The sequence below is a fragment of the Nonomuraea sp. CA-143628 genome (assembly GCF_050942315.1).
Classification (GTDB): domain Bacteria; phylum Actinomycetota; class Actinomycetes; order Streptosporangiales; family Streptosporangiaceae; genus Nonomuraea.
The window spans coordinates 7,679,964-7,700,087 of the sequence record NZ_CP192072.1 but is presented as its reverse complement, the minus strand read 5'-3'; the positions used below and the strand labels follow the sequence as shown (position 1 = coordinate 7,700,087).

The 20,124-nt window shown below is 68.7% G+C and carries 22 protein-coding genes; 11 read left to right on the top strand and 11 right to left on the bottom strand.

The features are described 5' to 3' along the window. Positions 1–68 precede the first annotated feature (68 nt). Positions 69–797 carry an AAA family ATPase gene (locus tag ACQP2T_RS35205; protein WP_433509204.1) on the top strand — a complete coding sequence of 243 codons (729 nt, stop codon included), beginning with the start codon at positions 69–71 and terminating at the stop codon, positions 795–797. 36 nt (positions 798–833) lie between these two features. Here the strand turns inward: ACQP2T_RS35205 and ACQP2T_RS35200 are convergent, their stop codons facing one another. Next, positions 834–1,451, bottom strand: coding sequence for a TetR/AcrR family transcriptional regulator (locus tag ACQP2T_RS35200; protein ID WP_433509203.1), 618 nt, complete (start codon positions 1,449–1,451; stop codon positions 834–836). 102 nt (positions 1,452–1,553) lie between these two features. On the opposite strand from ACQP2T_RS35200, the gene ACQP2T_RS35195 reads away from it, so the two are divergent. From ACQP2T_RS35195 to ACQP2T_RS35180, 4 genes are all read left to right on the top strand, one after another. Continuing rightward, positions 1,554–2,738 (top strand): alpha/beta hydrolase family protein, encoded by a 1,185-nt coding sequence (locus ACQP2T_RS35195; RefSeq protein ID WP_433509202.1) that lies wholly within the window; start codon positions 1,554–1,556, stop codon positions 2,736–2,738. Between the two features lie 775 nt (positions 2,739–3,513). Further along, a complete protein-coding gene (locus tag ACQP2T_RS35190; RefSeq protein WP_433509201.1) occupies positions 3,514–4,182 on the top strand; it encodes a hypothetical protein in 669 nt (222 codons plus the stop codon). Between the two features lie 168 nt (positions 4,183–4,350). Then, positions 4,351–5,574, top strand: coding sequence for a serine hydrolase domain-containing protein (locus ACQP2T_RS35185; RefSeq protein ID WP_433509200.1), 1,224 nt, complete (start codon positions 4,351–4,353; stop codon positions 5,572–5,574). A gap of 227 nt (positions 5,575–5,801) precedes the next feature. After that, positions 5,802–6,068: a hypothetical protein gene (locus tag ACQP2T_RS35180; protein WP_433509199.1), complete on the top strand. Its 267-nt coding sequence runs from the start codon at positions 5,802–5,804 to the stop codon at positions 6,066–6,068. A gap of 145 nt (positions 6,069–6,213) precedes the next feature. Here the strand turns inward: ACQP2T_RS35180 and ACQP2T_RS35175 are convergent, their stop codons facing one another. Further along, a complete protein-coding gene (locus ACQP2T_RS35175; protein WP_433509198.1) occupies positions 6,214–6,957 on the bottom strand; it encodes an SDR family NAD(P)-dependent oxidoreductase in 744 nt (247 codons plus the stop codon). A 222-nt stretch (positions 6,958–7,179) separates the two neighbouring features. Between ACQP2T_RS35175 and ACQP2T_RS35170 the strand changes: the two genes are divergently transcribed. Next, the gene (locus tag ACQP2T_RS35170; protein WP_433509197.1) at positions 7,180–8,352 is read left to right on the top strand and encodes a hypothetical protein; all 1,173 of its coding nucleotides are present in this window, start codon (positions 7,180–7,182) and stop codon (positions 8,350–8,352) included. Positions 8,353–8,382: 30 nt separating this feature from the next. Here the strand turns inward: ACQP2T_RS35170 and ACQP2T_RS35165 are convergent, their stop codons facing one another. From ACQP2T_RS35165 to ACQP2T_RS35155, 3 genes are all read right to left on the bottom strand, one after another. Then, on the bottom strand, positions 8,383–8,964 hold the full coding sequence (locus ACQP2T_RS35165) for a dihydrofolate reductase family protein (protein ID WP_433509196.1): 582 nt from the start codon (positions 8,962–8,964) through the stop codon (positions 8,383–8,385). A 65-nt stretch (positions 8,965–9,029) separates the two neighbouring features. Then, complete coding sequence (locus ACQP2T_RS35160) at positions 9,030–9,869, bottom strand: helix-turn-helix domain-containing protein (RefSeq protein WP_433509195.1); 840 nt, start codon at positions 9,867–9,869, stop codon at positions 9,030–9,032. Between the two features lie 83 nt (positions 9,870–9,952). Then, positions 9,953–11,122, bottom strand: a complete 1,170-nt coding sequence (locus tag ACQP2T_RS35155) for an extracellular catalytic domain type 1 short-chain-length polyhydroxyalkanoate depolymerase (RefSeq protein WP_433509194.1) — start codon at positions 11,120–11,122, stop codon at positions 9,953–9,955. A gap of 172 nt (positions 11,123–11,294) precedes the next feature. On the opposite strand from ACQP2T_RS35155, the gene ACQP2T_RS35150 reads away from it, so the two are divergent. Beyond that, on the top strand, positions 11,295–12,518 hold the full coding sequence (locus tag ACQP2T_RS35150) for an MFS transporter (RefSeq protein WP_433509193.1): 1,224 nt from the start codon (positions 11,295–11,297) through the stop codon (positions 12,516–12,518). Here the strand turns inward: ACQP2T_RS35150 and ACQP2T_RS35145 are convergent. The 4 genes from ACQP2T_RS35145 to ACQP2T_RS35130 all read right to left on the bottom strand — a co-directional run bounded on the left by ACQP2T_RS35145 (position 12,485) and on the right by ACQP2T_RS35130 (position 15,346). Next, positions 12,485–13,054, bottom strand: coding sequence for a hypothetical protein (locus ACQP2T_RS35145; RefSeq protein ID WP_433509192.1), 570 nt, complete (start codon positions 13,052–13,054; stop codon positions 12,485–12,487). The genes ACQP2T_RS35150 and ACQP2T_RS35145 overlap by 34 nt on opposite strands. A 199-nt stretch (positions 13,055–13,253) precedes the next feature. Beyond that, a complete protein-coding gene (locus tag ACQP2T_RS35140) occupies positions 13,254–13,961 on the bottom strand; it encodes a nucleotidyltransferase domain-containing protein (RefSeq protein WP_433509191.1) in 708 nt (235 codons plus the stop codon). A gap of 20 nt (positions 13,962–13,981) precedes the next feature. Continuing rightward, complete coding sequence (locus tag ACQP2T_RS35135; RefSeq protein WP_433509190.1) at positions 13,982–14,593, bottom strand: AAA family ATPase; 612 nt, start codon at positions 14,591–14,593, stop codon at positions 13,982–13,984. A gap of 132 nt (positions 14,594–14,725) precedes the next feature. Continuing rightward, positions 14,726–15,346, bottom strand: a complete 621-nt coding sequence (locus tag ACQP2T_RS35130) for a DUF6891 domain-containing protein (RefSeq protein ID WP_433509189.1) — start codon at positions 15,344–15,346, stop codon at positions 14,726–14,728. Between the two features lie 180 nt (positions 15,347–15,526). Between ACQP2T_RS35130 and ACQP2T_RS35125 the strand changes: the two genes are divergently transcribed. Beyond that, positions 15,527–16,294, top strand: coding sequence for an alpha/beta fold hydrolase (locus tag ACQP2T_RS35125; RefSeq protein WP_433509188.1), 768 nt, complete (start codon positions 15,527–15,529; stop codon positions 16,292–16,294). Between the two features lie 279 nt (positions 16,295–16,573). After that, positions 16,574–16,891: a hypothetical protein gene (locus ACQP2T_RS35120; RefSeq protein WP_433509187.1), complete on the top strand. Its 318-nt coding sequence runs from the start codon at positions 16,574–16,576 to the stop codon at positions 16,889–16,891. A gap of 141 nt (positions 16,892–17,032) precedes the next feature. Here the strand turns inward: ACQP2T_RS35120 and ACQP2T_RS35115 are convergent, their stop codons facing one another. Together ACQP2T_RS35115 and ACQP2T_RS35110 are read right to left on the bottom strand one after the other, a co-directional pair. Next, positions 17,033–17,362, bottom strand: a complete 330-nt coding sequence (locus ACQP2T_RS35115; protein WP_433509186.1) for a hypothetical protein — start codon at positions 17,360–17,362, stop codon at positions 17,033–17,035. 36 nt (positions 17,363–17,398) lie between these two features. Then, complete coding sequence (locus ACQP2T_RS35110; protein WP_433509185.1) at positions 17,399–17,674, bottom strand: hypothetical protein; 276 nt, start codon at positions 17,672–17,674, stop codon at positions 17,399–17,401. 793 nt (positions 17,675–18,467) lie between these two features. Between ACQP2T_RS35110 and ACQP2T_RS35105 the strand changes: the two genes are divergently transcribed. Together ACQP2T_RS35105 and ACQP2T_RS35100 are read left to right on the top strand one after the other, a co-directional pair. Continuing rightward, a complete protein-coding gene (locus ACQP2T_RS35105) occupies positions 18,468–18,962 on the top strand; it encodes an ATP-binding protein (RefSeq protein WP_433509184.1) in 495 nt (164 codons plus the stop codon). Positions 18,963–19,136: 174 nt separating this feature from the next. Next, positions 19,137–19,895 carry a maleylpyruvate isomerase family mycothiol-dependent enzyme gene (locus ACQP2T_RS35100; RefSeq protein ID WP_433509183.1) on the top strand — a complete coding sequence of 253 codons (759 nt, stop codon included), beginning with the start codon at positions 19,137–19,139 and terminating at the stop codon, positions 19,893–19,895. Positions 19,896–20,124 lie beyond the last annotated feature (229 nt).

Sequence of the window (20,124 nt, the reverse complement as noted above, 5' to 3'; positions counted from 1 at the left end):
CCAACACTTGTCAGCCCAGTACGCGCGCACGCGGCCCGGCTGATCCAGCCCGCAGGAAGGCATCAGCCGTGTTGCTCACCCAGCTAACTGCCCGCAGCCTTCCAGCAGGTTGGGCCGCGACGCTGCCGCCTGTTCGCCACCTGGCGGAACGAGGTCTCGAGCTCGCCGCCCCTGTGGCCTTCATCGTCGGGGAGAACGGCTCCGGAAAGTCCACCATCATGGAAGCGGTCGCCGATGTTTGCGGCCTCAACTCGGAAGGCGGCAAAGCAGGTACCAAGTACGCCAGCACCGGACCCGCTACCCCCTTGGGGGAGGTTCTTGACGCCGACCTCACCGCGACGGGTCTGCGACTGCTTCACGGCCCCCGGCTCAAGCGGCGGGCGTTCTTCTTCCGCGCCGAAACACTCTTCAACCTGGGGCGGAACGTGTCTGGCCGGTATGGGTTCTGGGAGGAGGACCTGACGGAGCAATCCCATGGTGAAGGGTTCTTCACCGTTCTTGAGCGGATGGTGTCGGGGCCGGGGCTCTATCTCATGGACGAACCCGAAGCCGCCTTGTCGTTCCAGTCATGCGTGCGCCTGGTAGCCCTCATGAACCGTGTCGCCGGTGAAGGCGGACAGATCATCTGCGCCACCCACTCACCGATTCTCACCAGCCTTCCGGGGGCGCAGGTCATCGAACTCGGTGACCACGGCATCCGCACCACCGACTGGGAAAAGCTCCAGTTGGTGGACCACTGGCGACGATTCCTCGCCAAGCCCGATTTCTATCTGAGGTATGCCTTGGACCAGGACTGAGACTGGCTTGACGCCGCCCCAACCGAAACGGTGAGTTCAGCGGACGGCCGCTCTCAACGCTGCTTCGATCGCGTTGGTCAGCGTTTCCAGATAGTCATCGTCGCTGCGGCCCTGTATGACCAGTACGCGGAATGCGAGCGGTGCGATCAGCAGGTCGGTGCCGAGGTCCAGATCCAGCCCTTGGGGGAGTTCGCCGCGGTCGATCGCGCCCTGCAGTATCGCGCGCGCCGCCGCCCGCCGCGGTGCGGTCACTCCGGTATAGAGGCCCTCCGCCAGAGCGTCGTCGTACCTGGCCTCGGCGAGCAGTCCGGCCGCGATCCGGGCAAGGAGCGGATTGGCCAGTTGGCCGCGGAAGGTGGCGAGCAGCTCGCGCAGGTCCGTGCGCAGGGCACCCGTGGCCGGCGTGGGCGGGATCGCGTCGCTGACCTTGCTACGGATTAATTCCGTGACCATCGCCTGCTTCGAGGGCCAGCGCCGGTAGAGCGCGGCTTTGCCCACACCGGCGCGCCGGGCCACCGACTCCATCGACATCCGCGCATACCCGGTCTCGGCGAGTTCGGCGAGGGCTGCCTTGGTGATCGCCTCGGTCACCCGCTGGCGCAGGACCGCCCCGCCGGTCGCCGGCCGGCCCTTCTTCTGCTGCTGCACTGTCATGCTCCCGAGCATAGCGAACGGAACGGCCTCGTTCCATTTGCTAACCTTGCCAGGGATGACGGAACGCTGCCGTTCCGTTCCATTCTCGGAAGGGAGCCGACGATGAAATTCCTCTACGACGACGAGTCCTTCTCCTTCGAGGCGCTGCGCTCCACGGGCTACGCCGCCTATGGCGGTGCCGACCTCGGTGAGGTCCTGGTCACCTGCCGGCAGATCCCGGAGGGTGACGAGGAGGCCTGGTCGGCCCAGTGGGCCGCGACGGCGGCGCGCATCGAGCGCATCGGCCGGGACGCGCTGGCCGCCGGTCACCGAGTCAGCGCCCGGGAGGCGCTGCTGCGCGCGTCCAACTACTACCGGACCGCCGACTTCTACCGCCGCGAGAATCCCGCCGCCGACGCCGAGTCGGCGCGGCTCGCCAAGGCCTCGCAGCAGACGTTCGCCGACGCGGCCGCCCTGCTCGACACTCCGGCCCGCGCCCTGCGCATCCCGTACGAGGACACCACGCTTCCCGGTTACCTGTTCCTCACCGACGATTCCCTCACCAACGGTTCGGGCACCCCGCGCCCGACCCTGCTCTACCACGGCGGGTACGACTCCACCCTTGAGGAGGACTACCTGGCACTGGCCGCAGGCGCGCTGCGGCGCGGCTACAACGTCATCGCCTTCGACGGCCCCGGCCAGGGCAGCAACGTCCGCGAGCAGAGCCTGCACTTCCGGCCGGACTGGGAGGCCGTGGTCACTCCGGCCGTCGACTTCGCGCTCACCGTGCCCGAGGTGGACGCCGAGCGACTCGTGCTCGTCGGCACGAGCCTCGGCGGTTACCTCGCCGCGAGGCCGGCCGCCTTCGAGCACCGCGTCGCCGCGTGCGTACTGCACGATGGCGTGTACGACTTCCACGCGGTCATCGCCGAAACCGCCGGCCGTGCCGCTTCGATGCCCGGCGGCATGGAGGCACTGATGGCGCGGAACACCAAGGTGCGATGGGTGGTGCGCAACGGCCGCTGGACCTTTGGAGTCTCCGGCATCGACGAGCTGGTCAAGGCAACCGAGGCGTACACCATGGCGGGTATCGCCGACCACATCACCTGCCCGACGCTCGTCCTCGACGCCGAGAACGACCAGTTCTTCAAGGGGCAGCCCCAGCGCCTGTTCGACGAGCTGACCTGCCAGAAGGAGCTGATCTCCTTCCGTGAGGACGAAGGCGCGGGCGAGCACTGCCACGAGGGCGCGCTCTCCCTGTTCCACCAGCGCACCTTCGACTGGCTCGACACCCTGCTGGCCGTCTGACTTGCAGGCCACTGATGGGTCGAGTGCCCACACCCGTACGGACGCATCGCCGCGCCCCACGGTGACGGCAACTGGCCGACCGTCCAGCTCGGTGAGCTGAATGCCGATCACGCCGCCCTCGTGCGCGGCGACCGGCCTGCCCAATGCGTGGCCACGTTCCAGGTCCCACGCGCGCATCGTGCTGGTGATGCCCGGGGCAGGGTAGGGGTCGTCGGTGCAGGTGACGGCGATCGGCGGACCACTCGCGGCGCCGACGGCCACCATGATGTCGGTTTCGTCGTGCGGTACGTTCCCGCGAACGGCTCGCCCCGCTCGCCGCGGTCGATGTCCACCGGGACGAGGCCGCTCCGCTGTCCAGATCCCACTGTGCGAACGGCTGGTGCTCCGAACCTCCGCCTACCACTACCCGCCCGTCAACGACCAGGGCGCCCAGTGCCGACGGCGCGGCAGGGCCATCCGGTCCTTCCCCCGGCCGCCACGGGCTGTCAAGGCGATGCACCGCCCACCGGTCCCGCAGCGGATCCCAGGTGCATGCCCCGCCCGGATGGGTGCCGACCAGCAGCGGACCCGTGGTGGTGGTGACGAGGCAAAAGTCCGCAAGGCGCCCGAACGGTATCTCGGCGGTCTGGACGAGGGAGACTCCCGTCATGATCGGCAACCCTGACCAAGGCGACGGTGGCCCAGGCCTCAGCCGGTGCCCTGTTGAAATGCTGGGAGTCCCATGCTGCTCGGAAGGACACAGGGAATGTCGGTGGCATCCGATTGGATGAGGCTCATGACCGCTCACGATGTGGCCCGGCTGCTGCCTGATGTCCCGATACTTCGCGATCTGTGCCGGTCCATGGCGGTGCTGGAGGCAATCCTGAGCCCGGAATGGTCCAGCCGCTACCACTCCTTCGACGCGGGCTGGAACCCTGGGGAGGAGATGGCCTCGATGCGCGACGGCTCGGGAGATGAGTACTCCATCGTCTTCTCCGCGGCGGGTGCGTACATCCGCGGCTTCGCCCACGAGTCGGTGATGAGCCCGTACGGCAACGACGGGCCGTGGCCGGGGGTGCTCGACTCCGTCCCCGAGGTCTTCCGCTCTTGTGTGGAGGAGCCGGCGTTCTGTGACGCGGACGGAATGCCGGTCGTGACCGCCTGCCTATGGCGTGAGGTCGGCGATGGTCGCTGGCGGGTGGGTGAGATCGACTACCCGGATGGTGTTGGCGATCCCGATGGGGCGGCGGGTTTGTTCGCACGGCTCGTCGATCCGTCTCCGGAGGCGTTTCGGCGGTTCGCGGAGGACTACTACGAGGTGCCCGTGGATCTCGATGCGGTGCGGCACGTCTATGCTCTCCGACCGCTGACGCGGGCGGTGGTCACCACGCTGAACGCTGATCTCGCCGTGGAGGATCTCGCCGACGACCTTGCGGCAGCCCGGTATCCGTTCGTCGCAGGCTGACAAGCTGAAAGCCGGTCGAGATCAGGGGGTTGTCGAGAAACGGTGACATCACGCGCGCGGGCCGATGATATTCGCGACGAAAGATCGCAGCCATGACCAACAGCGCGCGGGACCAACGCGTCCCTCAACGAGCACTCGTCTCCTGCCTCGCGCGGGGAGGGCGATGACATGGACTCGGATTCCGTACGTGGTGTCGAGCGGCGGCGGCTGCTCGGATGGGGCGGGCTGACCGCCGGTGTGATGGCGGCCGGCACGCTGTTCGGCACCGCCCCCGCCGCCGCGTCCGATCCGTCCGAGCAGGACCGGATCCCGCCGGACACCCTGCCCGGCGGGGCCTACGACCGGTACGTGGCGAAGCTGGCCGCCGAGGACAAGTTCTCCGGCGTGGTACAGCTGTCGCACCGGGGCCGGACGGTGCTGTCGCGCAGCTACGGCATGGCCGACAAGGAGAAGGGGATTCGTAACCACGAAGGTGCCGCGTTCAATCTCTACGGCGGGCCGTTCGTCAGCCTGTCGATTGTGCAGCTGGCGCAGCGGGGCAAGGTGAAGCTGTGGGACACGGTGGGCACCTACCTGACCGGTTTCGCCAAGGAGATCGCTGAGCAGGTGCGCATCCACCACCTGCTCATGGGCACCTCCGGGTTGTCCTTTCCGGAGCACGACTACAAACGCGTCTTCCACAGCAAGCAGGAGCAGCACGAGTACTACCAGCAGTACACCCGGCAGGCGAAGCTGGTGGCCGCCCCCGGCGCGGGGTCGGAGAAACCCGGCTGGGGTGCGGATGTCACCGTGCAGATCGTCGAGGCGGTGACCGGCATGACGTTCTGGGACTACGTGCAGGAGCACATCTTCGGGCGCTGCGGCATGGCCGGCTCGGCGTACTACACCAGGCCGCAGTGGCTGGCCGACGAGCACATCGCGCACTCGTACATGAAACAGACCGACGGCGGCTGGGTGGACGCCGTCCGCAACCTGGACAAGGACAGCCCGAGCCCGGGCCTGGCGGGCAAGAACAATGCCCGCAACTTCGTCCCGGACGGCGGGTTCGTCACCGCACCGGACCTGATCCGGTTCGCGGAAGCGTTGTACGACGGCACCGTGCTCGACCCGGCCTGGGCCGACGTGTTCACCTCGGTCAAGGCCCCCAACTTCCGAGGCTCCCCGGGGTTCAGCACCTACGGGCCGACAGCCCACATCGTCGAAGGCCAATGGGAGCTCGCGCGCAGCGGCGTCCACCCCGGCAGCTCCACCCACTGGAGCATCTACCCGGACGCCGGGTGGGTCGGCGTCGTCCTCAGCAACTACGACGACATACCGCTGCAGGAGATCACCGGACAGCAGACGCGGGCCGTCATCGGGGCTTCACCTGGCGACGGCGGCGGTGGCGGTTGACGCGTGGCCACGGCATAGTCGACCCGACAAACAGTCAGGCCAGAAGGTCGCTGCTGGCAAAGCGTCCGCCCTTTCCCACGGATCAGAAGGTCGGTTCCGAGTAATCGCCGGACACTCTCAACCGTTTGGCTGACAGGCGCGTCCAACGCATTGAACGGAGTCGCGCTGCCCGAGTCACCGGGGTATCTCCGTGATCCCTCGCGGGATCCAGCGGAGAGGGAGTAGACATGGGGATCTTCAAACAGGCCACGAACGACGCCTTGGCGGCCAGTGCCCGAAACGCCGCAGCAGAGGGACGTACGGTGTTCACGGCTCAGATCATCAGTGAGATCGGCCATCTCAACGTCTCCGGTGAGATCGAGAAGCTCGGCCGTGGCATCGAGGCAGTTGAAGCCCAGGGGTGGAAGCTCGACACTGTGAACACCCTCAAAGTGGACAAAATGACTGGGGATCGGCCTCTTTTCGTGTGCGTGTTTCGTCGTCACCAGTGGTGAGGCGGTAGGCGACGCGCTACCTGATCCATCTCGAACTGGCTATGGATCAGAAGGTCAGAGGTCCTCTCGGGCGCGCTCTGGCGCAAAGGCCGCCGGGGAATGGGATTCCCGACGGCCTTTTTCGACCTCGCGGACCGGCAAAGGGTCAGGCGGTGACGCCGCCGTCCACTGCTATGGAGGCGCCCGTGATGTATCGGCCTCCCTCGCCGGCCAGATGCGCGACGGTCGCGGCGATGTCCGCCGCCTCCCCGTAGTGCCCGAGGGCGGTGTAGGCGGTCTGAGCGTGGGCGCCCGGTCCATCGGCGGGATTCATGTCGGTGTCGATCGGACCGGGGTGGATGACGTTGGCGGTGATGCCCCTCGGGCCGAGGTCGCGGGCGAGGCCCTTGGTCAGTCCGGTGAGGGCGGTCTTGCTCAATGCGTACAGGGTGATGCCGGGGAAAGGAGTGCGGCCGGCCAGGCAGCTGCCGATGTTGATGATCCGTCCGCCTTCGGTCATGTGCCCTGCCGCGATCTGAGCGGCGATGAACGGCGCACGCACGTTGATGGCGACGACCCGGTCGAAGTCCTCCGGCCGCACGTCCTGCAGCGGCCCTGAGGGGAACACTCCGGCGTTGTTGACCAGGACGTCCAACCGGCCGAACTCGCCGGCCGCCCGTTCGACGGCGTCCGCGACCGCGGCGGGGTCACCGGCGTCCGCCCGCAGGACCATGGCCCGGCGTCCCAGTGCCTTGACCTGCTCCATCACCGCGTGGGCCTGGTCGGTGCCGTGCTGGCAGGTCACCGCCACATCCGCCCCGTCCGCGGCCAGCCGGAGCGCGATCGCCTTGCCGATGCCACGGCTGCCGCCCGTCACCAGCGCTGCCTTGCCGTCCAGAACTGCCGACATATCGGACTCCCATCGTGAGCGAGATTTCAGAAGCCAGGGGCGGTTCACCGGCCCTGGTGTGCCCCTTGAACCCCGTGTTGCCCCGCTTGGTTGCACCGGGACGCCACGACCCTCTGCGTCTCGACGCGAAGCGACCCGCACGAGAAGGGCCCAGCATCTCCGGGATCGAGGCGAGGCGATGGGTACGGCACGGCCCCCGTAGGATTCCGATGAGGAGGCGGGATGCGAGAGATCGAGTTCCGGCGGGCAGGCGACCTCGTTGAGATCGTCATCGACGGCGTTTCGCTGCTCGACCTCGTACGGGAGGCGGAGCTTCCGTACGCGCGGTCCGAGCAGCTCGAACGAGCCGAGGAGTTCGCGCCCGAGCCCGCCCCCCTGCTCGCGGGCGCGTACAGCTGTTTCCCGGGGACCGCCTGGCCGAGCCGGCATTACCTGGGCGAGCCCGCAGAGGTGGCCTACAACCAAGAAGACGACGAGACCATGCTGCTCGGATGCAGCTGCGGCATTCCGGAGTGCTGGGCGCTGCTGGCCAGGATCGAGGTCACAGACACAGAGGTCCGCTGGTCGGGGTTCTCCAACAATGCCAGGGATTGGGACCTGTCAGCGACGCTCGGACCGTTCGTCTTCTCCCGCCGGCAGTACGAACAGGCCCTGCGTGCCACCGCCCGTCCCGCACCTGCTCCGGCGCCACCGCCTTCGCCGGTGGTCCATGATGACGTACGGCTGGTACCGGTGATCGACGCGTTATCCGGTGCCGTACACGAGCTGACCGAGGACTATCCCGCACTACCGGACGATGAGTCGCTGTGGGATGCCTACTGGGTGAAGCGGATCGCCGCGGCAGGGCTTCCGAAACCGATGCCGGACGACCCGCGGCTGATCCCGCTGTCGGGTTTTCTCACGGGACGTTACCTGGCAACACTGGTCCGAGCCACGCTCCGACGGTCCCTCGACGGGGATGAAGAGGGCGCGCTCGACAACGTCAGCTGTCTGGGAGGGGGATACTGCCTGCTGGTGTCGGGCAAGCTCCTCGTCGCGCCGGGGTGCTGCAGCGACCTGACGGACTTGGCAAGCTGGCGCGAAGCCGCCCGATCTCGCGAGCCGTCTCCTTCGATGGTGTGGATCGGTCATCCCTGGCTCCATGTCGCGGCGGACGGCGACAGGCTCCTGCTGACCGGTCCGACCGACAGGGACGACCCGGGCCCCGAACTGGCCTGGGTCTCCCGCCAAGCACTCGGGCGCGCCGTTCAGCGAGCCGCCGCAGAGGTTCGCTACTTCGCCCGGCCGCTCCACACGCTCTGCGCCTCCCAGGCGGAGGGTGGAAAGGCGGATGCGCTGTGCGCGGCGCTTCTGGGAGGTTCCTGGCTTCGCTCCGGCGGCGACTGGCTGGATTGAACGAGCTTCTTCGCGTTCCCGCTCAAGCCGTCATCGGCGCACCCGATAGCGCAGGTGGAGCACCCGGTCGCCCTGGATCACCACGTCAGGGTCCTCCAACAGGTGCTGTGCGTCGACCGACCCGAAATAGCGCTTGCCGGACCCGAACACCACGGGCACGACGTCCATCGCGACCTCGTCGACGAGCCCTGCGGCCAGCAGCTGGCCGCCGACGTCGCCGGCGGCGACCTCGACCGTACGGTCGCCCGCGAGCTCCTGTGCCTTGGCCATGGCGGCCTCGACGCCGTCGACGAAGTGGAACGGCGCATCGGGACGCCAGCCGTCGGGCATCGGCCGGTGCGACACGACGACCACGTGGTCGACCCCGGCCGGTGGCGTGCCGCCCCAGCCGTCCGTCATGTCGAAGACGTGGCGGCCGACGATCGTCACTCCGATCTGGTCCCAGTACGGCCGGGTGTAGTCGTAGGACGCCTGCGACACCTTCAGCTCGCCACTCTCGTCCAACGGGACGTCACCGCCGGACAACCAGTCGAACAGCGGTCCGGGCTGGTCATTCTCGTCCGCGACGAAGCCGTCCACCGACACCGTGCTGTACATGACCACCTTGCCCACGGGGCTCTCCTCTGTTCTGGGGTGCCCCAAATTAGCGTGTTGTGAGCTGTCGCTCTTGTAAGAAATCAATCGGCCGGCAGCGGCCAGCTGTCCAGCACGTGGCCGGGATGTTCGCGCAGGAACCGCCGCCGGACTTCGATGTACCGGGTCGGCGTGAGCCCGGTGAACGCCCGGAACTCGTGGCCGAAGTGGGCCTGGTCGAAGTAGCCTGCGCCACCGGCGAGCGCGCCCCAGTCGATCGGTCCGGCGGGGTCGATCGCGAACACGGTGGCGGCGAAGCGGTAGGTACGGGCCAGCCGCTTCGGCGTGACGCCGATGAGCTCCTTGAACCGCCGCGCCAGGTGGGTGCTGCTGACACCGGCCGCCACGCTCAGGTCGCCGATCGCCACCGCCCCGCCGGCCGCCGCGATGACGCTGCTCGTGTGGCGGACCAGCCCCAGGCCGGCGGTCTCGCGGAGCCGTCGCATCAGCTCGTCCTCGAGCAGCGTCAGCATCTCGTGCGGCCCGGCCGCCGTGGCCAGCCGCTCTCGCAGCTCGGCGATGGCAGGGCGGGCCCAGACCTGCTCCACCGTCACCGGCCGGTCGCACAGCTCGGCCGCGGGCATCGGCAGGAACGGCGCCGGCCCCCACGGCTTGAAGTGCACGCCGACTGACCGGGTCCCCGGCGGGTAGCCGAACTCGAAGGCGCGGGTGGGCGTGGTGATCACGCAGCCGTCGGCGTACTCGGCCGTCTCGATGTCGGTGCCGGCGCGGATGCGGAACGGCGCCCCGAGGTTGACGATGAGCAACGCCCCCGGGATCGGCGGCAGCCTCAGCCGGGGGTACGGCGGCGCCCCCTCCAGGTAGTAGAGGTCGTCGATCAGCCCGTCCAGCGGCGGTCGCGGCACTCTGGACACGTACTTCACGCGTCACAGCATCGCCGATGCACGGGCGGACCGCCAGGTCGTCGCCCGCCGTCCGCCGTAGAACGGCGGCGGGCGCCTCTCACCTAGCAGGTGGTGTCGGCCACCTCGTAGTAGTTCGGTCCCGTCTGCCGCAGGGTCGTCGTCACGAACGCGTTCCACAGGCCCATCGCCTGGCCGGAGCCGTTGGCGTACGCGTAGCCGCCGGACTGATAGGCCCGGCCCGCCTGGGTGTGCGCGTAATTGGTGGCGGTGAAGCAGGGCTGCGGCGACGGGGTGGGGGTGGGGGGCGGCGATCCGGTGTCGAGGCCGAAGAAGCGGGTGTCGTAGTACGCCGAGCAGATGGTGTCGAGGAAATAGGCGCCCGCCGTGCCGCACTGCTCCGCGGCGCCGCCCGGATCGACCGGCGTGCCGTGCCCCATCCCGGCGATTCGGTAGAAGCGCACCTCACCGCCGCCGTACGTCTCCATCGTGGTGCCGCCCGGCAGGCTCGTCGTCGAGGCGGGGGTTTGCGACAGGCGGAGTACGTCGGTGAACTGGTCCCTGAGTTCGACGCCGTTGGCCTTGTTGACCACGTAGTCGGCCTGGCCGTGCCAGATCGAGACTCTCGGCCGCGGCCCGGTGTAGCCGGGATACGCGCCGCGCACCAGGGCTCCCCAGTCCTTGGGGGTCTTGGTGACCGGGCGGTTCATGCAGGTGCTGGTCGAGGCGGGTGGGGAGCAGCGGTACGGCAGGCCCGCGACGATGGACGCCGCGTCGAACAGCTCCGGGTACGCCGCGACCATGACCGCGGTCATCGCACCACCCGCGGACAGGCCGGTGATGGAGATGCGACCGGGGTCGAGCTGGTAGGTGCTGGTCGCGTACGACACCATCTGGGCGATGGACAGCGCCTCGCCCTGGCCGCGCCCGATGTCGCCCTCCTGGAACCACTGGAAACAGTTCGACGGCGGGGTGGTGGCCTCGGGGAAGATCAGCGCGAAGCCGTACAGGTCGGCGAACTTCCGCCAGCCGGAGTTGGTGTAGTAGGCGTTGGCGCTCTGCGTACAGCCGTGCAGAGCGACGACGGCGGGGGAGCCCGCGGGCAGGCCGTCGGGGCGGTAGACCCACATGTTCAGGGCGCCCGGGTTCGAGCCGAACCCCGTGACCTTCGTCAGGGAGGCCGCCCGGGACGGGCGCGCGACGGCGAGTACGGCGAGGATGAGGACGAGCGCCGTCACGGCTCTGACGACGGCTCGGCTGGGGAGTGGAAACATCGGCGACTCCGTGGTTCACACACCTGGCGATTGCCCGTGACGGTACGTTCCGGGCGAACGACCTGATATGTGGCACGCACCAGAATTCACGGAGGCGCACATGTGAGTCCGGCCCATACCTCTGTCGCGGACAGCCTTTCAAGCATGGCGACCGACCCCCCATGATCTGTACGTGAACATCCGACAGGACAGGAACGCGCGGCGGATGCCCGCCGGGTTGGTCGCGCTCGCGCTCGGCGGCTTCGGGATCGGCCTGACCGAGTTCGTGATCGCGGGCCTGCTGCCCCAGGTGAGCCGCGGCCTGGACGTCTCCGAGGCCACGGCCGGATGGCTCATCTCGGGATACGCCCTGAGCGTCGCGATCGGCGCGATCCTGCTGACCGCCGCCACCACCCGCGTCCACCGCAAGGCCGTCCTCGTCGGTCTGGTGGCGTTGTTCGTCCTCGGCAACCTGCTGTCCGCCGTCGCGCCCAGCTACGGCGTGGCGCTGCTCGGCCGCGTCGTCGCCGCCCTGTGCCACGGCTCCTTCTTCGGCATCGGCTCGCTCGTCGCCCGCCGCATGGTCCCACCGGAGCGGGCCTCGCAGGCGGTCGCCGTGATGTTCGCCGGGCTGACGATCGCCAACGTGCTGGGCGTACCGTTCGGCGCTCTGGTCGGCGAACGCTGGGGCTGGCGCGCCACGTTCTGGGCCATCACCGGGATCGGTGTGCTGGCCCTGGCCGCCATCGCCGTGTGGGTTCCGGCTTGGGCCGGCGCCGTGCACGAGGCTCACCGGCCGGCCGGTGGGCATGCCTTTCGCTCCTGGCAGGTTTGGCTGACCCTGGCCGCCACCGCTCTCGGCTACGGCGGCATGTTCGGGGCCTTCAGCTACATCGCGTACACCTTTACCGAGGTCACCGGCTTCACCCCCGCGGACGTCGCCTGGCTGCTCGTCGTCTACGGCAGCGGTCTGGTGATCGGCAACGTCGCCGGGGGCCGGGCGGCCGACCGCGACCGCGACCGCACGCTGATCGTGTCCCTGGCGGGACTCGCCGCCACGCTCGCGGCATTCGGGCTGCTGGCCGACGGGCGGGTCGCGTCAGTGGTCCTGGTCTTCCTGATGGGCGTCTTCGGGTTCGCCGGTGTCCCTGGCATGATCACCCGCGTCACGGACGCCGCCGACGGCGCGCCACTCGCCGCCAGCGCCAACGTCGCGGCCTCCAACGTCGGCAACGCCCTGGGCGCCTGGCTCGGCGGCCTCGCGATCAGCGCGGGCCTGGGTTACACCGCGCCGCTGTACGTGGGCGCCGCGGTCGTGGCGCTCGGCCTCGCCGTGATGGTGGTCACCGCGCGCATCGCCTCATCACCGCCGGTCGGCCCTGATCAGGCGTCTGTCAGCCTCCGCCGCCTGCCGTGACGCAGTTGCTCGCCCAGCGCCCTCAGCCTGCTCAGCTTGCGGTCCATCGGATCGCCTGCGGCCACCTCGAGCAGATAAGACTTCAACAGCGCTTCCGTGTCTTGGGTCATGTGCAGCCGATCGAGCATTTCCATGAGGGAGAGTGCCAGGGAACGTGTACCGGCATCGTCCGCGGAAGCGGCTGTCTCCTTCTCCGCCTCGTTCAGCAGCTTTCCGACGGCCTGATGTGACATGCCCAGCAGGTAGCCGATGTCGCGGTGAACGTAACCTCTTCGCGCCAGATCAGCCACTGTCGCCTGCGTCGCTTCGGCGGCCTTCTGTTTGACGAGGGTCGCCGCGAGGCGTGTCACCAGCGTGGCTTCCAGTTCTGTAGCCACTTCATCGTCGGCCACGGTCAGGTCGAAGTCGGCGTCGATCTCGAAGGCGTCCACATCCAGCATGGTGACCACGAGGTCACGCGCCATTTCCTCTGCCTGCTCCAAGCGCTTCACCTGCGTGTGGTAGCTGCGCTTGAGGCCGGGTCCGGAGACGGTCAAAGCCCACCAGCCATCGCTCCGACTGGCGGTGATGGTGTATGTGCCCCGCTTCCTCATCATCGGTTAGGCTACCGAGGTTGCACGATTAACGGCAATCTAGGTTGCAGGTTGTGGCGACATGTCTGCCGCAGCGCTGTTGCCCAACCAGCTCCTGAGCCGCCCCGGCAGACGGCGACAGTCGTAGTGCGCAGCAGGGCGGTCAGCGGCCGGCCGGTGGGTTCCAGTGGGCGATGCGGACCTCGCGCAGCCATGCTTCGACTGTGGCGGCGTCGGGCTGGGCGGGCAGCGGCGTGCGCGCGGTGTCGAACGCCTTCTCGGTGGCCGCCAGGAGGTCCCGGGCCTCCTGGGTGCTGCCTCCCGCGACCCGTTCGCCGAAGGCGCGGATCGCCTCGGGGTCGGGGAGCCGGATCGGCAGGTGGCCGGTCTCGTACAGCTCGCGCCCCTGGTGCAGGAGGCGGGCGAGGTGTCGGGCGTGCTTGCTGGTCCGCTTGCGGGTGTCGGCCGAGAACGAGCCGTCGCCGCGCCGGTCGAGGCGCTGGAACTGCTGAGTGGCGTACCCGAGGTAGGCGTCGCGGACCCGGGGGCCGGACAGGAACGCGGTCCGGATGGCGATCAGCCGGTCACCGAGCGGGGTACGGGTCTCGTACAGGTCGTCGGGCAACCACACCAGCTCCATCACGGTCGGATTGCCACCCAGCGCGAGGGAGCACCACTTGCCCACCTCGTGGAGCGACCGGTCCGGGTTCGTGTGGACGATGCTGTCCTTGGGCCGGGACAGACCGACCATGGCCAGCGTGGGGGTGGCGAAGATGCCGAGCCGGTCGAGGTCGGAGTCGGGCCCGGCCAAACCGTAGGCGGTGGAGCCGACGATGCCGGCCAGCAGCACGGTGCCGGGGATGTTGGTCACGGGAGGTCCTTGCCGTGCGGTCAGCGGGGGAGGGGGCCGTCGAAATGGATGCCTTCGAGGAGGTCGGCGGTCGGCCGGTCCAGGACGCGCGCGCCGGTGGCCGGACTGGTGCGGCCGGCCCGGACCCGCGCCAGCAGCGCCTCCCAGCGGCGATTGTGCTGCGCGAACGTCCGCGTCGCCACGACCCGGCCCCTGGCCTGCTGGCCGGCCAGCGCGTCCGCGGGAGGGGCGTCGAGCAGCAGCAGGTGGAACGGGACCGCCGACCGGCGCGCCAGCCAGGCGAACCCGTGCAACACGGCGGACCCGCAGCCGCGATTGTGCGCGATCACCGCGGTCCCGCCCCGCAACGCCCGGCCGATACGCCACACGTGCGTCGTGAACACCACCGCGGTACGCACCGGCTTGGGCGCCCAGCCCAGACGCGTGCTCCACCGCAGGCGTGACTGCGCCGAGTCGATCACCACCACCGCGCCCGCCACGACCGGACGGCTCTCCGTGCCGTCCAGGGCGTACAGGCGGCGCAGCAGCGTGGTCTTGCCCGCGCCGGGCAGGCCGGTGAGGATCACCAGGGAGCCGGCGGGGTAGCGCAGCGTCCCAGCGGCCTCCGGAGCCGCCGGCACCGAGATAGTCAAGACCCTCACCCTCACCCCGATAGGACGAACACGTGCGTTGGTCACATTTTGCTGCACGTCAGGTGACAAGAGTGCCGCATCAGCGTCTTTATCCGCAGATCCAGGGGGACCCCTGGGGTAGCGGGCCGAGAATCAAGGGGCATCGGTCCAGCGGCGCTTGCGCCACGGGAACGGCGCGATCTCGATGCGCGAGTGGACGGAGCCGTCCCACTTGGCCTCGACCCCGTGAGCGGTGAGGGTGTCGCACACCTCTCGTGCGATGGCGGCGCTCGCCGCTTCGCTCTTCGTGTCGTCGTCCTCGAAGGCGCCGAACGCCAGCATCAGCCCGTCGCCCTGAACCCCGGACTCGAGGTCCTGGCCGTGATAGAAGACCGCGCCGCGAGGCTTGTCCGGCAACTCCGAGGCGGCTTCGAGCGCGTCGGTCCAACCGTCGGACATCGTGAAACCCGCGTTCTGCAACGCGACGAGTCCGCGCTCGTTCAGCTCCTCGAATGCCTGGTCGATGGCGTCGTTCACGGTGGAGGTGAGCCAAGTGTCCTCGCGCGCCCGCTCCTGCCGGAACAGCTCCTCCGCGTACGCCTTCAGCTCCTCCAGCAGATCTTCGTCGGTCGTTTCGTCCTCTAGCCAGTCCTCTATGTCATATTCGTCGTCGAAACCGCCGAGAACCGCGAGTTCGATCTGCTCCCGTAAGAATGCGCGTTCCATCGCCGACTCGTCCGTGCCGTCGTTGGTTTCATCGTCGTCATCATGCATGCCAGGAACCTACATGATCACTACGACACATCTTGGACGGCTGCGTGCGGGGCCGCGACGCGTACGCCGACGGTGTCCAGGAGAGCGACCTCATCGGCCGGGTTCGGGCCGGCAGCGCCTAAGATTGCTGGGAAAGCGCTTTCAAGGAGGGCGTCCCATGATCCGCCAGGGCTCACGCTGATGGCCCCCATCGCGCTGTGCCACACCGATCGCGGCGAGGGCGAGACCCTGCTCCTCGTGCACGGCTGGGGCGGTCACGCCCGTACGTGGGCGCCCATCGCCGACGCGCTCCAGCCGGGTCACCGGGTGATCACCGCCGACCTGCGCGGGCACGGCGGGTCGCCGGCGCCCATGGACGGCTACCGGCCCATCGACCTGGCGGGGGACCTCGTGGCTTTGCTGGACCGCCTCGACGCCGGACCGGTCGTCGCCGTGGGGCATTCGATGGGCGCCCAGGTCGTCACCACCATGGCCGTGGAGCGCCCCGAACACGTCTCCGCGCTGGTGGTCGTCGATCCCGCCTATGGCGCGGACGCCGCCGAGGAGCGGTTGTTCGGCAAGCGGCTGGCCGCCCTGCGGGCCAACGGCGCGGCGGCGGCCGTCCGCCAGCTCGGCACCCTGCCCGCCGAGGTGCGCGCCCAGCTGCTCGCCACCCCCGGTCACGTACTGGCCGCCTGCTATGAGGGCATGTACCTGGGCCCGGACGCGTTCGGCGCCCGGCCCGCGACGCGCCGCTACCTGGCCAGGCGCACCCGCCCGGTCCTCTGCGTCCGCTCGCTGAGCGAGCCGGCCGCGTGGGAGTCCTCGATCCCCGCACCTTCCGGGTCACAGATGGTCACGTGGGACGGCACCGGGCATTTCCTGCATCTGGCACGCCCCCAGGCCTTCGCCGGCCTCCTTCGCCGCTGGCTGGCCACCCTCCGCCCGCACGCCCGCGCCCGCGCGTAGCGCCAGGCCTTACGCGTCCGCGACGTCACTGCCGCACCAGGGCCGGGCCTTACACCTCCGCGACGTCACTGCCGTAGCAGGGCCAGGCCTTACGCGTCCGCGATGTCACTGCCGCGGCAGGGCCAGGTCGGCGTGATCGTACGTCTGCCGTTTCGGCGGCTTGGCCTCTGCGACCGCCGGACCAGCGGTCAACGCATCCTCAACATGACCTCAACATCCCCGCTCCTACGGTCGGCGTGACATTTCGGACGGAGAAAACGGAGAAAGGGGACGCGCAAGATGAGCATGAGAGGAAAGATCCGACTCGCGGCGATGGCGGCACTCGTCTCTGCCGCTCTGGTCGCACTTCCCACCTACGGCGCCTCGGCCTCGACCGAGTCGGCCGCCCGGGACGGTGCCCCGGACTGCGCCACGACCTGGACCGGACACGACTACAACAAGTGGGTCAAGGTCCGCAACGACTGCGGGCACACCATCCGTGTCAAGATCGTCATCCAGTACAACTTCGACAGTGAATGCAAGGTGCTCAAGCCGCACAAGACCTTCCTCTTCCGGCATGGCTGGGGCTCCTATCTCGACGAAGTCAGGGCTTGCTGACCTGGCGATCGTATGGATGCCGGATCCCGAATTCCGGCGCGAAAAGGTGCCTTCCACTCTGCCTTGGATGCGACTCCAGCAAGTCGCCGCCAGACAGGTTAGAAGGCACCTTTTCGCGCTATCTCATATTTCGCCGATAAATCAGGACCGCTGCCAACCCTCGGGAAGTGGCGCCTGCTTCGCGGAAGGGGCTGCGTCGTAGAGGATGAAGAGCGCCCAGTCCCGCCCGTTGGTCGCACAGGCCGAATGGTCCCAGGTCCACCAGCCCTGACTGGCGCCCCATCTGCGCTGAGCCTCGCAGGTCCCCTCGTCCGGATAGAAATTGAAGATGTACCAGACTCCCGCCGCGGCGTTCGCCTGCGTGGTGGTCGATGCGCTTTCCGCCCAAGTCGGCGCGGCCAGTGTCATGCCGCCGGCGGCGAGCGTGGCCGTGATCGCGAGCGTCGTCGCGGCTTTCTTGATTTTCCGCACTGTTCTCTCCTGAGTTTGATTCATCGGATCCGAAGGTCAGGGGGAGGGGTCGTAGATGACCCAGAGGGCCCACTGGCCGTTGAGGGGCCGGCAGGTGAATCCAATAGCTCCGTTTTGGTGGACGTATGCCCGGCCGACTTCGGCGCAGCTGTCCAGGCTGGAATACCAGCCGCCCCATTCCGTGTGGCTCTCCACCTGCGCGGGGCCCGCTTCTTGCCGGGTCGACGAGCTGCTCTGCGCTGCGAATGCGGGGACCACGGGAGCCAGTGCCAGGCCCAGGCCGACCACGCCGACGGCTATTCGCCTCGCCATGCGATTGTGCATACTTCATCCCTTCTTATGGATCGAAAACCCTTAGGCGGGGACGGAGACGCTGAGGCGGTCTCCGACCGGCACGGGACTCGTACCCGGAGCGATGATTAGGGACAGTCCCTGGCAGTGCGTTCCTTGGTAAACGGTGACAGCGACATTCGTGCGATTTGTGACATTGTTGAAGGCTGATGCGGTGCTGTAACAACCGGCCGTGGGATTGTTATACACGATTCTTTGCCCGGCGGGGCTGGTGGAAAGAATCAGTGTTCCCGTGGCGGCGTTCGCGGGTGCCGCGATGAGCGCCATGCCTGCGACCAGTGTCGTCATCGCGAGTAACCGTGCTGTCGTTCTCAATGCGACTCTCCTTTTGTCGCGGATCTCCAAGGGATTTCGAGGCTGCGGACATCATGCTCGCCGCTTCGGCTTTCGTATCGCTGGCGTGGCGCTGACATGTCCTTGTGGAAGGAGTCAGTGCGGCGAAAGGGGGTCAGCGTGCGGGGTCATGGACCGATAGGACGGGGTTCGGCTGCGGCGGGGGTCGGGCCCTACCGGGCAGGCCGTGACGGAGAGTCGCCGAGAGTAGAGGTCGCCGGGGCACGGTATGCGGCGGGCCACGGTGTGCGGCGGGTTGCGGTGCGTGGCGGGTCGCGGTGGGTGGCGGTGCGCGGTGGGTCGCCATGTGTGGCGGGTCGCGGTGCGCGGGAGGTCCGGCGAAAAACGATTTTTCAAGATCCGCCTTTTTTGACCTCTCTTCCGTACACGTTTCGACAGTTGAACGCGGAAGGAGAAGCCAATGACCCCACTGCGATCCGTCCCGCGAACACACCCCGAGCATGCCTGGCCTCTGCGCGAAGATGTGCAGGCCGTCCGGTATGCCCGAACGGTCGTCCGTGACGCGCTGACCGGACTGGAACTGAGTCCCGATCTCGTCGATGACGCCGTGCTAATGGCCAGCGAATTGGTGACAAATGCCTTTCTGTATGGAGAGGCACCCTATGAGCTGGTGCTTCACGCCGATCCCGAGGAGATCGTGTGCATGGTGGTGGACTGCGGTCCGCCGCTGCCGGTGGCCCGTGTGGTCGACGCCGACGCCGAGCGCGGGCGGGGGCTGTGCATCGTCGCCGCGCTCTCCGAAGGCTTCTGGGGATGCCATCCCCAGAAGTACGTCACCAGTCCGGGGCGTATCGGGAAGGCGACGTGGTTCGCGTTGCCGTACCGGCGTCCGAGGATGCCGGCCGTACGGCGGGGCGGGCTGTTCGCCGGGAGAGGGCCCGGAAGCGCCGCCTAGCACCTGACGCCGGAGCGGGAGAGGAACGGGCGCTGTGGGGGCGCCTGTTCGATCCGCGAGCTGTTCACAACGACACGCCGCCGGCCAGGCAAGACACGCCGCTGGCCTATATGGCGACACGCCGCCGGTTTAATGCGATGCAGCGCGCCGACAATGCGTGGTTGGGTGGGTGCCATGGATGCCCCTCGCTTGCTGGCCTGTCTGGCTGACGAATACGGCCTGCTCAGAGCCGCGGCCTCCGCCGCGCCGGACGCGGCGCCCGTGCCGAGCTGCCCGGGGTGGACCGCCGCCGATCTGGTCGCGCACATCACCGAGGTCTACCTGCACAAGGCCGAGACGATGCTGCGCGGGGAGTGGCCGACGCCATGGCCGCCCGACCTGTCCGGTGAGGAGCCGTTCGCGGTGCTCGACCGGGCCTATGCCGAGCTGATGGCGGAGTTCGCCGCGCGGGCCCCGGACGACTACGCGCTCACCTGGTACGAGCCCGACCAGACCGTCAGGTTCTGGATCAGGCGCATGGCCCAGGAGACGGTGATCCACCGCGTCGACGCCGAGCTCGCGGCCGGCCTGCCCGTGACGCCCGCCGCCGACGACCTGGCCCTCGACGGGGTGGACGAGGGGCTCAAGGTGATGCTCGCGTACGAGTTCGCCCACTACCCGGAGAGCTTCGCCGAGGCCCTGCGCCCTGACCTCAAGGAGGCGATCGCGGTCGTCGGCGGAGAGCGCGCCTGGCTCGTACGGGCCACGCCCACCGAGGTCACCGTCGCCGACGAGGCCGCGGACAGGGCGGTCGAGCAGGCGCGGACCGTCGTGTCCGGGGCGCCCGACGAGTTGCTGCGCTGGGTGTGGGGCAGGGGCGGCGAGGTGTCGGTCACCGGAGACCCGGAGCAGGCCACCTACCTGCGCCGGCTCCTCTCCCTAGCGACCCAGTGACCGGGATGGCCCAGTGACCGGGTGACCTAAGTGACCCGGTGACCCACCAGCGCTCTCCGGCCGCACCGGGTGGGTGCGGCCGAAGAGCAACGCGGCTCGGCAGGGCGGCGGGGCAGCGCTTGGCGGGCAAGCCGCTGTCCCGCCGAGCGGCAGTGCTTTGCGGCGGCAAGGCACTGCCCCGGCGAGCGGCAGTGCCGGGCGGGGGCAAGGCGCTGTCCCGGCGAGCGGC